Origin of the sequence: Bradyrhizobium sp. RP6 (genome assembly GCF_003837805.1) — a bacterium.
Lineage (GTDB): Bacteria > Pseudomonadota > Alphaproteobacteria > Rhizobiales > Xanthobacteraceae > Bradyrhizobium.
Map to the genome: position 1 here is coordinate 90,003 of NZ_RQIT01000026.1, position 15,759 is coordinate 105,761.

Here is a 15,759-nt window from a genome sequence, read left to right on the forward strand (position 1 = left end):
TCTTGATGACCGCCTCCCCATGGCCGTCTGTCTACCCGACAGAAGTAAATGGCTTCTTGGACAATGCAGATAAAATTGGACCTATCTGACGGATTTTGTTGCCGTTACAGCCGGATCGCACCGTCGACGATTGCGGCAAATGTACTGGCATCCAGCGTGACATAGGTGCCGGATTTCGGATCGAGCATGAACAGCGGATCGGAGATCGCAGCCGGATCAAATCCCTCGCGCGCGAGATCGCCCTTCTTCTGCTTGAACGTCTCGGTCGCATCGAGCTCGCGCGAGATGCGGATGAAGACGGGACGGGCATAAGCCGGCAGCCGCTGCGCGAGATGCGCAGGCAGCGCGGCGATGTCAAAGCCCTGGTTCACGACGATCGCACTCATGCCGGCGCGGCCATCAGCGCCGGGGATGGCGACGCCGTAGGTGGTGGCGTCAACCACGCCGGCGAAATCGCGCACGGCGTCGTTCACCTCCGAGGTCGCGACGTTCTCGCCCTTCCAGCGGAAGGTGTCGCCGATCCGGTCAACGAAATGGAAGAACCCCTTGTCGTCGATCCGCATCAGATCACCGGTGCGGAACCAGGCATCACCCTTGGCAAAGACGTTGCGCAAGACCTTCTTCTCGGTCTCACCGGCATCGGTGTAGCCCTCGAAGCGGCCGCCGCCCTCGTCCGCGGTGCCGATGCGGCCGATGGCTTCGCCGGCCTCGCCGCGGGCACAGGCGATGCAAAAGCCCTCGTCATTGCGCAGCGGCATGCCGCTGTCGGGGTCGAGCTTGACGAGACTGGCGGGAAAGCGATGCGCAAGCAGCGGTGGAATGCGCCCGATCGCGCCCGGCTGCCCCTCGACATTGAACAGTGAGAAATTGCCTTCGGTCGCCGCGTAGAATTCGAGAATGCGTGGAATGGCAAAGCGTGCCTGGAAATCTTCCCAGATGTCGCCGCGCAGGCCGTTGCCGCAGACGAGCCGCAGGCGGTGCCGGTTCTCGTATTCCGACGGCGCCGCCTTCAGCAGGTAACGGCAGAGCTCGCCGATATACTGAAATATCGTGCAGTCATGCCGGACGATGTCGGACCAGAAGTGCGAAGCCGAGAACCTCTCAGCAATCACCACCGAGCCACCGGCAGCCAGCATGCTGCACGGCGCGACGATGCCGCCGACCGAGTGGAATAGCGGCAGGCAGTCGTAGAGCCGGTCCTGCGGCGTCGCGCCGGCGAGGCCGGCGAACCAGAAGCCCCAGTTGAGGATGCGGCGGTGGCTGATGCTGGCGGCCTTCGGCAGGCCGGTGGTGCCTGACGTGTAGATCAGCAAGGCACGGTCGTCGATCGTGACGCCGCCATGTTCGTCCGACGAGAGCGGACCGTCGTCGAGGACGGCAAGAGCGACGTCGATCGCGCGCTGGCTGCGGGCATCGCCGTGGGTCCAGACCTTTGCCTCTGTCTTCAGATAGGGCTTCGCGCTCTCCAGCGTCGCCATCACATCGTGCGCGACGATGATGTGCGCCGGCTTTGCGACATCGAGGCAATGCGCGAGCGATTGGCCGACGAGCTTGGTGTTGATCAGCGCGACCACACCGCCGATCCGGCTGATGCCGAGCCAGGCGGCGACATAGTCGGCACGGTTCGGCATGATCAGCGCAACGGTATCGCCCTTGGCCACGCCGACCGAGCGCGCCCAGCGTGCATAGCGGTTGATGCGCTTCGACAAGCCTTCATAGTCGAGCGCTGCGTCATCCATGACCAGCGCGATGCGACCAGGCTGGCGCCGCGCCCAATCGTCGACAACGTCGGCGAACAGCCGGCCCGGCAGCGTCTCGATCCGTGCTGTGAGCTCGATGGCCTTCAGCCAGATCTTTGACGCCGACGGCGCGCGCGCGGCTTTCGCTTGCTCGATGACACCGGTGGTCATGCCGTTATTCTCTCGGGCCGTGGCTGCTGGTTCTCCAAGCTTAGCCCGCGCCGCCTGCCCAGGTGTTAAGGGGCAGGGTAAAAGCCAGTTAGTGCGCGATTAACGCTAGTCATTCCTTACCGAGCCGAGGGCTGGCGCGAGTCGGCTGGCGCAAGGTGGGCGGAATGATTGGAATCAGCAGTAGTTGCAGCACACGCGCGAAGCGGAAGCGGCGACCCGTTAGGCGCTAGCCGGCTCGCCTGTGACGCAGATGCTGCGGCGGCGCGTTAACCGGGTAGTACGGATTGAGGTCACAGGTCGCGGCGCGCCCCGAAGCGGTGGCGCGGCACTGCGGCAGCGAGGTGAAGGAGCAGTCGTACCAGTCCCCGCCACCGCCATTCGCACCGGAATAGACGTGCATGCACACGGGATAGCGGGGATCGAAGGTTTGCCCATACGACGGGGCGGCGGCGAGCAGGACACCGACGGCCATGGCCAGGCCGAGCGAACCACGCGAGGCGAATGAGAACCGCATCGCCGACCGCTAGTGCTGTTTCTTGTGGCGCCGGCGCGGCGGCGGCGGCGGTTCGTCGAAGGCGTAATAGGGATTGAGATCGCAGCTCGCCGAGCGGCCCGACGCGGTGGCGCGGCACTGCGGCAGCGAGGTGAAGGAGCAGTCGAAATAGTCCCCGCCGCCGCCACCGCCGAAGCCGCCGGGCGTATAGACGTGCATGCACACCGGATAGCGCGGATCATAGGTCTGGGCGCTGGCATCTGCCGCGACGAACAGCGTGGCAATCGCGGTGAGGGTCAAGATCGGCAAGCGCATGGACGCGTCCTCAAGTCAGTAGCCGCCGGCGGATCGGGGGCTGGCGGCATCATATGCCATAACATCACGGCGGACGCGACTGTTCCTGGAGAAAGATGACGGCAAGGTGAGCACGGTGGGGCTACGGCGCTAGGCGCCCAGCCCCTGCAGCACGAGCCGATTCAGCCTTGCCGCGAACGCCGCCGGGTCTTCCGGCAATTCGCCGTCGAGGATCTGCGCCTGTTCGAGCAGGAGCAGGCTGAGATCGTCGACGACCTTCGAGCCGGCTTGCGCCCTGGTGACCGCGGTGACCAGCGGATGGCGCAAATTGATCTCGAGGATCGGCTTGGTCTTCATGCCGCGGTTCTGCTGCGACAGGATGCGCTCGAGCTCGCGGCTGGGGCCCTGGCTGTCGGCGACGAGGCAGGAGGCTGAACTGGTGAGCCGCGTCGAGGCCTTGACGTCGCTGACGCGCTCGCCGAGCGCGGCCTTGATCACGGCGATGGTGGCCGCTTCATCCGCGGCGGGCTCGTCCTTCTTCGCCTCGTCCGCCTCGTCGACGCGCGGAATCAGGTCGAGATTGAGATCACCCTGGCTCAGCGATTTCAGCGGCTTGCCTTCGAACTCCGACGGCATCGAAGTCCAGAAGGCATCGACGGGATCGGACAGCAGCAGCACCTCGATGCCGCGCGCAGTCGCGGCTTCCAGCCGCGGATTGGACTTCAGCCGCTCGATGCTGTCGCCGACCAGATAATAGATTTCTGTCTGGTTCTGCTTGAAATCGGCGATGACCTGCTTCAGCGACCGCTTCTCGCCCGACGTGGTGGTGAAGCGCGACAGCGCGAGCAGCTTTTCGCGCCGCTCGAAATCCTCGTAGATGCCTTCCTTCAGCACCGCGCCGAAGGCGTCCCAGATCTTGATGAAATTCTCCGGATCCTTATCGGCAAGGCTTTCGAGCTCGGATACGACCCGGGTCGCCACGGCTTTGCGGATCTGCGCGAGCTGCGGATTGTTCTGAAGCATCTCGCGCGAAATGTTGAGCGGGAGATCCTCGCTGTCGACGACGCCGCGGATGAAGCGCAGATAGCCCGGCAACAGATCGGCGTCGTCAGTGATGAAGACGCGCCGGACGTAGAGCTTCACGCGTCCCTTGCGGTTCGGCTCGAACAGGTCGAACGGCTTGGTCGAGGGCGCGAACAGCAGCACGGCGTAGGAGTAGCGCCCTTCCGCGCGGTAATGCAGCGTCATCGCGGGATCGTCGAAGGCGGAGGCGATCTGCTGATAGGCCTTCTTGTAGTCGTCTGCCGTCAGCTCGGATTTGGAGCGCTGCCAAAGCGCGCTCGCCGAATTGATCTGGCGCGGCTCGCCCTCTTCGGCCACGAGCTCGATCGGGAACAGGATGTTGTCGGAATAGGCCGTGACGATGCGCTCGATCTCGTAGGTCTCGAGATATTTCTTGGCGTCGTCCTTCAGGTGCAGGACGATTTCGGTGCCGCGCATCACGCGCGCCGCTTCCTCGTCGCTGGCCCGGGCGATCTCGAAGCCGGAGCCGCCTTGGGAGCTCCAGGTCCAGACATCGCTCTCGCCGGCGCGGCGGCTGATCACGACGATCTTCTCGGCGACCATGAAGGCGGAATAGAAGCCGACGCCGAACTGGCCGATCAGGCCGAGACCGTCCTTGGCCTCCTTCAGCTTGGACACGAACGCCTTGGTGCCGGAGCGGGCGATGGTGCCGAGATGGTCGATCAGCTCCTGCCGCTCCATGCCGATGCCGTTGTCGGCGATCGTAAGCGTCTTGGCCGTCTTGTTGGGGATGATGCGGATCTTGAGCGCGTCACCCTCGCCCAGCAGGGCGGGACTTTCGATGGCCTCATAGCGCAGCTTGTCGCAGGCATCGGAGGCATTGGAGATGAGTTCGCGGAGGAAGATGTCGGTTTCCGAATAGACGGAGTGCACCATCAGATGCAGCAGTTCGGAAACTTCGGCCTGGAAAGGCTGCATATGCACAGCCGTATCTGACGTCGTCATGCGCTTACCCGGTGAAAACAAAAGGGAGGAACCCGGATATAGCGCGAGGCCACGGCGGATCAAGAGGACGTGAAGTATCCGCCCGGAGGATCGCCGTCACGGAAGGCGCGGATCAGGTCACGCAACGGCCGGGCTGGAGCAGCTTCGCGACCTCGGTCAGGGAGCTGACCATCGGCTCACAGGCGATCGTCGGCTTGCTGCGAACCTTCTGCTGGTTCTGGAGCAGCACTGGCTGTTTGGCATTGCCGGTCTCGATCACCGCGGGCACCCGCAGCAGCACGGACGTATCGGGGAGGTCGTTCAGCCGCATCGACACCGTGCGGGTCGGAACCGGCGCCGGCTTGATCTCGGCGAGCCGGTCCGCCTTCGCGGCGCGATTGACGTTCTGGCTCGGGGCGAGGTTCGAGCTGTGGCTGGATGTGTCGGCGATCGCCTGCCAGCGATCAGCCAAGTCATGTCCGGAGGCCAATTGCACAGCACCGAGCGTTGCGACGATCGCAATGGTGCCTAAAAAAACCTTTTGAATCTGCGACATGACCGTCGATCCCTCGCCCCATGGCGATCGCGGGAACAACGCCGCCGCAGGATCGGCGGTTCTCGGCCGTTACGATCACTTAACCGTGTGCGAAAAATGCCGCAGGTCGGCGAAATATTTCGCTAGCCGTGGAACGACTCTGACAGTCGGGAGTCGTCTCAGCAGCCGGCTATTCCCCCCTGCCCCATAAGCCGGCGACGTAGGGCGCGACTGTGGTGATGCCAGTCGCGCCTTACTTTTTTCTGGCGCCTACTTCGCCTTCGCCGCGAGCCATTCCCGCCCTTCGCCATAGAGCTTCTCGACTTCCGGGCCGGTGAGGCCGGGCATGTCGCGCTTGACCCTGTAGCCGATCAGCTCCTGCATGTAGGCGAGGTGGCGGTAGCCTTTGGGGAGCGCGGCGAGCGCCTTCTGGTCGAGGCGCAGCGTCGCGGCGGGATCGACCGGATCGATCCGGTCCTTCTCGTAGATCGGCTGGCGACGGACGATGCCCCACTTGCCTTGCCGCTTCTCCAGGAAATCGTAGAAGCGGCCGGTGCAGACGACGTCGCAGAGCACGTCGTGCACCAGGGCGCGCTGCGAGATCGTCATCTTGGTCTGGGCGATGGCTCGCTCGCCCGCGAGATCGATGCTGGTGCCGCCGAGGAAATGGAAGATGCGCACGCCTTTGGCAAACCCCTCCTGGCTGACCCGCATGAAATCCCGCGCCGGCCCCTGAAACCAGGTGGCGGACATCCAGCCCTCGTCATGCCAGACCGTGGCAAATCGCTCCCAGTCGCCGGCGTCGCGCCACACCGCCCAGTTCTCGACGAGGTCGCGGATGGCGAGGCGGTCGAGCAGCGGCTGGTCCATGGACACATCTCCGATTGGCGCGGCCGCAAGCGGAGCCGCTGCATGACGTATGAGCGGTGAATTCCACGGCCGTCAAGCGTACCAGAGAGCATGAAAAATCCGGCGTGCCTTGCAGCACGCCGGAGCAAATCACTTCCCAACTGGCAGGACCAGCGCCCTGTTACGCCGCCGGTGCCTTCGGCGCACGATTGCGCGAATTGCGCTGGAAGAACAGCGCCTGGCTCGCGACCGCCGATACCATCGCCGGCTGGAACGGCTTTGAGATCAGGAACGCCGGCTCGGGACGCTCGCCGGTGAGGAAGCGCTCCGGATAGGCGGTGATGAACACCACCGGCACCTCGAAGGTGCGCAGCAGCTCGTTGACGGCGTCCAGGCCCGAGGAGCCGTCGGCGAGCTGGATGTCGGCGAGGATCAGGCCGGGCCGCTTGTTCTTGGCCAGCGCCACCGCATCGGCGTGGGTGCGCGCGACGCCGACGACGTTGTGGCCGAGATTCTTCACCAGGCTCTCGAGGTCCATGGCGATGAAGGTCTCGTCCTCGATGATCAGCACGTCGGTGGCAATCTCGGCCGCCATCTCGCGTCCGGCCGCGTCTGCAAGACGCCGCGTCTCCGCGACGTCGGTGCCGAGAATGAAGGCGACTTCCTCTTCCGAAAAGCCCTCGAGCGAAAGCAGCAGGAAAGCCTGCCGCGGCAGCGGCGTGATGTTCGACAGCCGCCGCTCCGGCGGCATCGGCAGGGTCGTCACCTCGGCATCTTCGTTGACCGAGACCGAATTCCAAATCTGCGTGAACAGCCGGAACAGGCCGGCCCGAGGCCCATGGCTCTCGTCGAGCACCGACGGATCTCCCAGCATGGCTTCCAACATGGCTGCGACATAGGCGTCACCGGAGGCCTGGCTGCCGGTCAGGGCGCGCGCATACCGGCGCAACAACGGCAAGTGTTCAGCAACAAGCTGTGAACGGGACATCCCCACTCCATTCGTCTTCGGGCCAGCCTTGAGGTCCAGGAGTCACGCGGGGGGCCCGGGTTCCCCTGCTGGGCTGATTACGCATCAGGTCAAGAAAAGTTCCGCTGAGCTGGGAACTTTTTCGCTGACCTGGAATTGTGCCTATCCAGGGAACGGCTCCCGGTTGAGAAAACCTCTCGAATTTGCAGTCACTTAACTCGGGGAAACGTGGAACAGGTCATGAAAGATCTCAAGTCTCAAGCCAGCAGAAGCACGACCCCCGGCAAGGGAGGCCTCACTCCGGAGATTCAATCACGGATCGGGCACCAGTTGCGCGCCATGTACGACGATGTCGTACGACAGGGGGTTCCGGATCGGTTCGCAGAACTGATCAAGAAGCTTGATGCGCCGGGGGCGACACCCCACGTGGAAAATGAGGGCGGATCCAACGACAACAATGGGAGGGACTAATGCCTCTCACGGACTCCCTGCGTAACGACATCTTGGCAGCAGTCCCTAGTCTGCGCGCCTTCGCCATCTCGCTCAGCGGCAATGCGGACCGTGCCGACGACCTGGTGCAGGAGACGCTGCTGCGTGCGCTTGCCAACATCGACTCGTTCCAGCCCGGCTCCAACCTGCCGGCCTGGCTGTTCACGATTCTGCGCAACCTGTTCCGTTCCGACTATCGCAAGCGGCGGCGCGAGGTCGAGGATGCCGAAGGCAACTACGCAAAGACGCTGAAGACCCAGCCTTCGCAGAATGCGCATCTCGAATTCGAGGAGTTTCGCACGGCGCTCGACAAGCTTCCGCAGGATCAACGTGAAGCGTTGATCCTGGTCGGCGCGTCCGGCTTCTCCTACGAGGACGCGGCCTCGATCTGCGGCTGCGCGGTCGGTACCATCAAAAGCCGCGTGAACCGCGCCCGCTCGAAGCTCGCCGCGCTGCTCTATGTCGACGGCGCCGAGGATTTCGGGCCCGATGAGACCGTGCGGGCCGTGATCGGCGGCAGCGGCGGCTGATAGCCGGCGTCGATTGGATCATCGGGACGAGAAGAAGACGGCCGCTTCCACGGCCGTCTTCTTGCGCGTCCGAGGCCGATCACACGTCCACGAAGGTCACGGTTTCGGCCACGCTCGCACGCGATGTGCGGTAGCTGTTGACCTTATGCGCATGGTCCGCATAGCCGAACGAGATGCCGCAGACGACGCGGCGGTCGTCGGATAGATTGAAGTGGCGGCGGATAAGGCCGGAATGCCGTGCGAGCGCTGCCTGCGGAATGGTGCCGAGTCCGAGGGCCTGCGCGGCCAGCATGAAATTGCCGACATAAGCGCCGCAATCGATCGCACCATAAATGCCGAGCGGCTCGTTGGTGTGGATGATCGCGACATGCGGCGCGCCGAAGAAATTGTAGTTTTCCAGCGCCTGCCTGGCGTAGGCCGCCTTGTCTCCCCGCGCGATACCGAGCGTGTTGTAGAGCTGGAAGCCGCTCTCACGGCGGCGCTCCAGATAGACCCCGACATATTCGCGCGGCGGCGTGAAATCGTAGTCGTCGCCAAGGCCCTTTGAGGCCTCCGCGTAGATCGCCTTGCGAAAGCGCTCCTTGGCCTCGCCACTGGCGATGATGACCTGCCAGGGCTGGCTATTGCACCAGGACGCGGTGCGCTGCGCGGTGGTCAGCACATGCTCGATGGTCGCGCGATCGACCTCCTTCGGGAGGAAGGCGCGGACCGAGTAGCGCTCGTTGAGGAGCTCTTCGAGCACGCCGATGCGGTCGTTCTGTTTGACTGTCGCGTCCATGAATCAGCTCGCATTGCTCTCATTGGGTGGATTAGCCGAAGACGTAACCCACCTCCGTTGTTTCCGCATCGAGATCACCGTCCCTTGGTCGGGATCTTGTTGTAAGGCACGTCCTTGTCCACGCGAATGTCGCCGGGCAAGCCCAGCACGCGCTCGGCGATGATGTTGCGCAGGATCTCGTCGGTGCCGCCGGCGATGCGCATCGAGGGCGAGGACAGCAGCATCTGCTGGAACTGTCCCTGCACCGTCTCCTCGTCGTTGCCGGTGAGAACACCGGCCGCGCCCTGGAGGTCCATGGCGTAGGTCGCGATGTCCTGGAGCATCATGCCCGAGACGAGCTTGCCGATGGAATTTTCCGGGCCCGGCCGCTCGCCCTTCGATAGCGCCGAGATCGTGCGGTAGCTGGTGTATTTCAGTCCATTCGACTTCGCCGCCCAGCTCGCCAGCTTCGAGCGCACGGCGGGATCATCGATCGCGAGGCCGTCCTCCAGCATCAGGTTGGAGCAGAACTCGAACATCTCAGGCACGCCGGTCGCAAGCCGCGCGCCGATCGACATGCGCTCGTTCATCAGCGTGGTCAGCGACACGCTCCAGCCCTCGCCGACCGCGCCGAGTCGCTGGCTGTCGGGGATCACGACGTCGGTGAAATAGACCTCGTTGAACTCCTGCATGCCATTGGCCTGCTTGATCGGTCGCACCTCGACGCCGGGGCTCTTCATGTCCAGGAAGAACATCGTGAGACCCTTGTGCTTGGGCACGTTCGGATCGGTTCGCGCGATCAGGAGACCGTAGTCGGAATAGTGCGCACCCGAGGTCCAGATCTTCTGGCCGTTGACGACCCAATTGTCGCCCTTCTTCTCCGCGCGGGTGCGCAGGCCCGCGACGTCCGAGCCGGCAGACGGCTCGGAGAACAGCTGACACCAGATCTCCTCGCCCGATGCGAGCTTCGGCAAGTAACGGCGCTTGGCCTCCTCGCTGCCGAACGCCATCACGGTCGGGCCGCACATGCCTTCGCCGATCTGGAACGGCTGCGTCAGCTTGCCGTAGACGCCCTCCTCCTGCTGCCAGATCACCTTCTCGATCGGCGTCGCGCCACGGCCGCCATACTCCTTCGGCCAGTGCAGGCAGGCCCAATTGCCCTCGAACTTCTTCTTCTGCCAGGCCTTGCCGACATCGACGATGTCGTGATTGGCAAGGCGGATGCGGCCGAGCGAGGACTTTGACAGCTCGCCATGCAGCTCCTTCGGCGCATTGGCCTCGATCCATTTGCGCGCGGTCTCACGGAACACGGCTTCCTGCGGGGTGTCGTCGAAATTCATGGCGGACCTCTCAATCCTTGCGCGGCGCGTAGGGTGGGCAAAGCGAAGCGTGCCCACCACCTTCCTTCGATAGAACACGTGGGCACGGCGCGTACCCCGCCTTTGCCCACCCTACGAATTCAGCCTCTTCCCTTCGTCGGGATCTTGTTGAACGGCACGTCCTTGTCGACGCGGATGTCGCCGGGCAGGCCCAGCACCCGCTCGGCGATGATGTTGCGCATGATCTCGTCGGTGCCGCCCTCGACGCGCGTACCCGGCGCACGCAGCAGCATGGCCTGGAAACGGCCGGCCAGCTCGCCATCCTCGCCGCTGACGACGCCGGATGCGCCCTGCAGATCGAGTGCATAGGTCGCGACGTCCTGGATCATGGAGCCGGCCACCAGCTTGCCAATGGAGTTCTCCGGCCCCGGGCGTTCGCCCCTCGACAGCGCCGAGATTGCGCGCATGCTGGTGTATTTCAGCCCGCTTGCCTTCACCGCCCAGTTCGCCAGCTTGGATCGCACCGCGCGATCCTCGATCGCCGGGCCGTCGTCGAGCATCAGGCTGGAGCAGTACTCGAACAATTCGGGGAAACCGGTCGAGACGGCCGCGCCGATGGCGCTGCGCTCGTTCATCAGCGTGGTCAGTGAGACGTTCCAGCCGTCGCCGACCTCGCCGAGGCGCTGATGGTCGGGAATGCGGACGTTGGTGAAATAGACCTCGTTGAAGTCGGAGGCGCCGCTCGCCTGCTTGATCGGCCTGACCTCGACGCCCGGGCTCTTCATGTCCAGGAAGAACATGGTGAGGCCCTTGTGCTTGGGCACGGTCGGATCGGTGCGGGTGAGCAAAATGCCGTAGTCGGAATAATGTGCACCCGAGGTCCAGATCTTCTGGCCGTTGATGATCCAGTCGTCGCCGTCCTTCTCCGCGCGTGTGCGCAGGCCCGCAACGTCCGAGCCGCCGGCGGGCTCGGAGAACAGCTGGCACCAGACCTTCTCGCCGGAGGCGAGCGGCGGCAGATAGGTGCGCTTATGCTCCTCGCGCGCGAACGCCATCATGGTCGGCCCGCACATGCCGTGGCCGATGATGAACATGCGGGAGAGCTGACCGAACGGCCCCTCCTCCTGCTGCCAGATCACGCGCTCGATCGGCGAGGCGCCACGCCCGCCATATTCCTTCGGCCAGTGCAGGCAGGCCCAGCCGGCGTCGGCCTTCTTCTTCTGCCACGCCTTCGCCACTTCGAGAATGTTGGCGTTCTTGAGCACGGTGCGGCCGAGTGAGGATTTGCGCAGTTCCTCTTCATACTGCTTGGGCGCGTTGGCAGCGATCCACGCGCGCGCGGTGGCGCGGAATTGGGCTTCCTGCGGGGTGTCGTCGAAGTTCATCTTGCTTCTCTGTTGTCCGTAGGGTGGATTAGCCGGAGGCGTAATCCACCAATTCTGTCGAGCACTGCCGGTCAGTGGTGGGTTACGCCTTCGGCTAACCCACCCTACGCATCTCTCGTTACGCTGCGTTCTTCTTCCGCATCCGATCGATCAACTGGTCTTCCCAATAAGTGAGGCTGCCGAGCCCGAGCGCCATCGCGTTGGCGCGGCGATAGTACATGTGGCAGTCGAACTCCCAGGTGAAGCCCATGCCGCCGTGAACCTGGATGTTGTTCTTGGCGCAGTGCTGGAATGCCTGCGTCGCGCTGATGCGCGCCGCAGCCGCGGCTTCCGGCAGCTCGGCCGCATTGGTCGAGAGCGCCCAGGCGCCGTAATAGCTGTTGGATCGCGCCAGCGTCGCCGAGACATACATGTCGGCAAGCATGTGCTTGACGGCCTGGAACGAGCCGATCTGGCGGCCGAAAGCGATGCGGTCGAGCGCGTAGTCGCGGCCCATCTCCAGGGCGCGATCGGCACCACCGACCTGCTCGAACGCGCACAGCACTGCTGCGCGGTCGAGCACCTGGGTGAGGATGCTCCAGCCTTCGCCGGGTGCGCCGAGCGGCTCAGCTTTGGCGTCCTTGAAGATGATCTCGGCCTGCCCGCGGGTCGGATCGAGATTGGTGAGGCTTTTGACCTGGGCGCCGCCGGCTTTGAGATCGACCAGGAACAGCGAGATGTCATTGTCGCGCCCGCTCGATCCCGTGCGCGCGGCGACCACCGCGAAGTCGGCGATTGCCCCATCGGCAACCGGTTTCTTGACACCATTGAGCACACCGTTCGCAGCCGTCAGCTTGACGTGCTTCGGCGAAGGGTTGCCCTTGCCCTCGAACAGCGCGAGCGTGCCGATGGCCTCTCCGGAAGCAATCGCCGGCAGCCATTTCTTCTTCTGCGCATCATTGCCCGCAATCAGCAGCGCTTCGGCAGCAAGGTACACGGTCGAGGAGAACGGTACCGGCGCGTTGGCCCGGCCCATTTCCTCCGCGATCACGCAGAGCTCGAGATGGCCGGCACCGGCGCCGCCGAACTCCTCGGGAATCGCGACGCCGAGGAAGCCCATCTCGGCGAGGCCTTTCCACAGCTCCTTGTCGTAAGGCGCCTTGCCATCGAGCACGACGCGCACCGCCTTGGGCGGACACTTCTCAGCAAGGAATTTGCGCGCCTGGTCGCGGAGCTGCTTCTGGTCGTCGGAGAAGTCGAAGTTCATGGCGGGCTTACCTTTGTTTATTCATTCGATTCATTGGGCCGTCATTCCGGGGCGCGCGTAGCGCGAGCCCGGAATCGATAGCCACCGGCTGGGGTTATGGATTCCGGGCCTGACCCTTTGGGCCATCCCGGAATGACGGTGGTGAGAGAGTGGAGCGCTCATCGCAGCACGATCACATCTTCATCCGGCTTGTCGTCATAAAGCCGCTCCACCAGCGCGGCGCGGCGTTCCAGGCCGGCGCGCTGGTTGATGTAGCCCTTGTCGGTGAGCTCGTTGCCGTCGATCGAGGGCGGCTCGACCATCAGCATCGCGCGCGCGATGATACGGCTGCTGGCGCCCTCGCATTCCCGGTTGTGGGCTTCCAGGCCGCGCCTGAAGCAGGCAATCACCTCGGGATGCTTCACCGCATCGGCAAAGCTCAAATCGGGATTGCCGACGAGCTGGCGGCAGGCGTGCAGGTTCGGCCAGGCCAAGAGGCCGATGTAGGCACGATCCTGTCCCGCGACCAACGCGTCGTGCACCACAGGCGTTGCTGCGGCGATCGCGTCGGTACGGAGCGAGCCGACATGGACGAAAGTGCCGGTGGTGAGCTTGAAGTCTTCCACCACGCGGCCGGCGAAGATGATGCCTTGCACCGGATCGGAATCGTCGACGAAGATGCCGGCATCGCCGATGCAGTAGAATCCTTCCTCGTCGAACATCTTCTTCGTGAGATCCGACTGGCCGAAATACCCGGGCGTGACGTTGACGCCGCGCAGGCGCAGTTCGTATTTCGAGCCGCACGGCACCATCTTCAATTCGACGCCGGGAAACGGCAGACCGATCAGGCCGACGCGCTCGGTATCCCAATAGGTGCCGGTCGAGGTCGGCGCGGTCTCGGTCGAACCCCAGCCGGTGTAGAACACGATGCGTTCGCCCGTGGTCTTCACGGCGAGCGCCTGCATGCGGTCGTACAGATCGTCCGGCAGCCGCGCGCCGCCATAGGCCATGATCGACAGGTTCTTGAAGAAGGAGCGGCAGAGCGCGTCGTCCTTCTCCATCGCCGCCGCCAACGCCGCGTAGCCGGCCGGCACGTTGGCGTAATAGGTCGGCGAGATCTCGCGCAGGTTCCGCAGCGTCTCCTCGAACTGGCCCGGCATCGGCCTTCCCTCGTCGATGTAGAGCGTGCCGCCATCGACCAGGATCGGATGAAACGCCGCATTGCCGCCCATCGTGTGATTCCAGGGCATCCAGTCCAGCATGGTCGAGATCGGCCCGTTGGGATCACGCGGACGAACCTGCATCATCATCGCCGCGTTGGCGCACATCATCTGCTGCGTGTTGATGACGGCCTTGGGCATACCGGTGGAGCCTGACGTGAACAGCAGCTTGCCTACGGTCTGCGGCGTGATCTGTGCGATCGACGCCTCGACATCGGCCGTGACAGGCGTTGCCGCGAGCTCGGCGAAACTGACGCTTGCGATGCCGTCGCAGGGGCGCGCGACGTGAACCACGGTGACGCCGGTGAGATCGAGCGCGTTCAGCGCCTTCTCGAAGGTCGGCCCGTCCTGCACCATCACCACGGCCGGCTTAATGAGGTCGAACAGATATTTCAGCTTGACGTGATCGTGGCTCATCAACGAGTAGGCCGGCGACACCGGCGCCGCGGGTGAACGAGCCTGCATCGCGGCCTGCGTCATCAACGCATGCTCGATCGAATTGCCGGAGAGGATCGCGACCGGACGTCCCTCGAGCTTGAGATTGAGCAAGCCTTGCGTCAGCGCATCCACGATGCGCTTGGCTTCGCCATAAGACACCTTGCGCCATTCGCGGTTGGGCCCGCCGCGCTGCGCGAGCCAGATGCGCTCTGGCGCTTCCTCCGCCCATTTCGCCAGCGAAGCCGGGATGTGCATCTCGTAAGCTTGCAGCGGAATGCGCGACTTCAGCACCACCGTGCCGCCATCGCGACGCTCGACATCGATGTCGCGCGCGAGCCACGCGACCTTGCGAAAGGCGGGCCTCGTCATCACCGCCGCCGCGCTTCCACTCATTTTGCGTCTCCCGGAATTACTGTCCTTTGCGGATCTTCGTCGTTCAGCGCTTGATATAGACAGGCTTTCGCTTCTCAAGGAAGGCCCTGATGCCTTCCGAAAACTCTTCCGAGCGGCTGCACAGGACCTGGTTGCGATCTTCCATCGCGATCGCAGCTTCCAGCGATCCGGCATCGACGCTCATGTTGAGACATTCCTTGGACAGGCGCAGCCCAACGGGCGAGGCGGTCATCATCGCCTCGACATAGGGCTCGGCCGCGTCGTCGAGTTCGCCCTCGTCCACGACTTCCGAGACCAGGCCGACCGCGAGCGCGCGCTCCGCGCCGATGAAGCGCCCGGTGAGGATCAGTTCGGATGCAACCGACACGCCGACGAGACGCGGCAGGAAATAGCTGGTGCCGATATCGCAGCCGCCGAGACCAAGCTTGATGAAGGCGCAGTTCATCCGCGCCGATCTCGTCGCAATGCGGATGTCGGACGCTAGCGCCAGCGCAAAGCCGCCGCCCGCAGCCGCGCCCTGCACCAGCGCCAGGATCGGCTGCGGACAGCGCCGCATCAGCATCACGATGTCGGCGATGCGCCGCTGCGAGTCCAGCGACTCCGCGACCCCAGGCGGCTCCTGCTGCCCGGCCCGGCGCTGCATCGCGGCCTTGAGGTCGAGGCCGGCACAGAAATTCTTGCCGGCGCCCTTCAGCACGACGACACGCGTGTCGCGATTGCGCTGAAGACCCTGAAAGTAGTCGTTGAGCGCGTCGATCAGCGCAGGATCGAGCGCATTGAGACTGTCAGGACGATTGAGCGTCACCCGGTCGACGCCGTCATCGTGCTCGATCAGCAGCGGTTGGGACATGGGGCCTCGCACTTCAGTCATGGGCCGGACTGCCACCCTCCCCTGGAGGAGGAGGATCGATCCCTCCCCTGGAGGGGGAGGGTCGATCGCGCGCAGCG

The 15,759-nt window shown here is 64.2% G+C and carries 15 protein-coding genes; 2 read left to right on the plus strand and 13 right to left on the minus strand.

Features of this window, described 5'->3' with window-relative positions:
- Positions 1 to 104: 104 nt before the first annotated feature.
- The 7 genes from EHH60_RS31795 to EHH60_RS31825 form a co-directional block, all read right to left on the minus strand.
- Entirely contained in the window at positions 105 to 1,910 is a 1,806-nt protein-coding gene (locus tag EHH60_RS31795) for a long-chain-acyl-CoA synthetase (RefSeq protein WP_124163286.1), read from the minus strand.
- Positions 1,911 to 2,136: 226 nt separating this feature from the next.
- Positions 2,137 to 2,424, minus strand: a complete 288-nt coding sequence (locus EHH60_RS31800) for a DUF3551 domain-containing protein (RefSeq protein ID WP_124163287.1) — start codon at positions 2,422 to 2,424, stop codon at positions 2,137 to 2,139.
- Between the two features lie 9 nt (positions 2,425 to 2,433).
- Entirely contained in the window at positions 2,434 to 2,718 is a 285-nt protein-coding gene (locus EHH60_RS31805; RefSeq protein ID WP_124163288.1) for a DUF3551 domain-containing protein, read from the minus strand.
- A gap of 129 nt (positions 2,719 to 2,847) precedes the next feature.
- Positions 2,848 to 4,725: a molecular chaperone HtpG gene (gene htpG / locus EHH60_RS31810; RefSeq protein WP_124163289.1), complete on the minus strand. Its 1,878-nt coding sequence runs from the start codon at positions 4,723 to 4,725 to the stop codon at positions 2,848 to 2,850.
- A gap of 112 nt (positions 4,726 to 4,837) precedes the next feature.
- On the minus strand, positions 4,838 to 5,260 hold the full coding sequence (locus tag EHH60_RS31815; RefSeq protein WP_124163290.1) for a hypothetical protein: 423 nt from the start codon (positions 5,258 to 5,260) through the stop codon (positions 4,838 to 4,840).
- Positions 5,261 to 5,509: 249 nt separating this feature from the next.
- Positions 5,510 to 6,109: a nuclear transport factor 2 family protein gene (locus EHH60_RS31820; protein ID WP_124163291.1), complete on the minus strand. Its 600-nt coding sequence runs from the start codon at positions 6,107 to 6,109 to the stop codon at positions 5,510 to 5,512.
- Positions 6,110 to 6,269: 160 nt separating this feature from the next.
- Positions 6,270 to 7,076: a response regulator gene (locus tag EHH60_RS31825; protein ID WP_124163292.1), complete on the minus strand. Its 807-nt coding sequence runs from the start codon at positions 7,074 to 7,076 to the stop codon at positions 6,270 to 6,272.
- 219 nt (positions 7,077 to 7,295) lie between these two features.
- Here EHH60_RS31825 and EHH60_RS31830 point away from each other — a divergent pair, with 219 nt between their 5' ends.
- Together EHH60_RS31830 and EHH60_RS31835 are read left to right on the plus strand one after the other, a co-directional pair.
- Complete coding sequence (locus tag EHH60_RS31830; RefSeq protein ID WP_199752298.1) at positions 7,296 to 7,526, plus strand: NepR family anti-sigma factor; 231 nt, start codon at positions 7,296 to 7,298, stop codon at positions 7,524 to 7,526.
- Positions 7,526 to 8,074: a sigma-70 family RNA polymerase sigma factor gene (locus tag EHH60_RS31835; RefSeq protein ID WP_018316216.1), complete on the plus strand. Its 549-nt coding sequence runs from the start codon at positions 7,526 to 7,528 to the stop codon at positions 8,072 to 8,074. The genes EHH60_RS31830 and EHH60_RS31835 overlap by 1 nt, the downstream gene beginning before the upstream one ends.
- A gap of 79 nt (positions 8,075 to 8,153) precedes the next feature.
- On the opposite strand, the gene EHH60_RS31840 is transcribed toward EHH60_RS31835, so the two are convergent.
- The 6 genes from EHH60_RS31840 to EHH60_RS31865 all read right to left on the minus strand — a co-directional run bounded on the left by EHH60_RS31840 (position 8,154) and on the right by EHH60_RS31865 (position 15,661).
- Positions 8,154 to 8,852 (minus strand): nitroreductase, encoded by a 699-nt coding sequence (locus EHH60_RS31840; RefSeq protein ID WP_124163294.1) that lies wholly within the window; start codon positions 8,850 to 8,852, stop codon positions 8,154 to 8,156.
- A gap of 74 nt (positions 8,853 to 8,926) precedes the next feature.
- Positions 8,927 to 10,171 (minus strand): acyl-CoA dehydrogenase, encoded by a 1,245-nt coding sequence (locus EHH60_RS31845; protein WP_124163295.1) that lies wholly within the window; start codon positions 10,169 to 10,171, stop codon positions 8,927 to 8,929.
- A gap of 119 nt (positions 10,172 to 10,290) precedes the next feature.
- On the minus strand, positions 10,291 to 11,535 hold the full coding sequence (locus tag EHH60_RS31850; RefSeq protein ID WP_124163296.1) for an acyl-CoA dehydrogenase: 1,245 nt from the start codon (positions 11,533 to 11,535) through the stop codon (positions 10,291 to 10,293).
- 118 nt (positions 11,536 to 11,653) lie between these two features.
- The gene (locus EHH60_RS31855; RefSeq protein ID WP_124163297.1) at positions 11,654 to 12,781 is read right to left on the minus strand and encodes an acyl-CoA dehydrogenase family protein; all 1,128 of its coding nucleotides are present in this window, start codon (positions 12,779 to 12,781) and stop codon (positions 11,654 to 11,656) included.
- 158 nt (positions 12,782 to 12,939) lie between these two features.
- Complete coding sequence (locus tag EHH60_RS31860; RefSeq protein WP_124163298.1) at positions 12,940 to 14,811, minus strand: AMP-binding protein; 1,872 nt, start codon at positions 14,809 to 14,811, stop codon at positions 12,940 to 12,942.
- Between the two features lie 43 nt (positions 14,812 to 14,854).
- Entirely contained in the window at positions 14,855 to 15,661 is an 807-nt protein-coding gene (locus EHH60_RS31865; RefSeq protein WP_124163299.1) for an enoyl-CoA hydratase/isomerase family protein, read from the minus strand.
- Positions 15,662 to 15,759 lie beyond the last annotated feature (98 nt).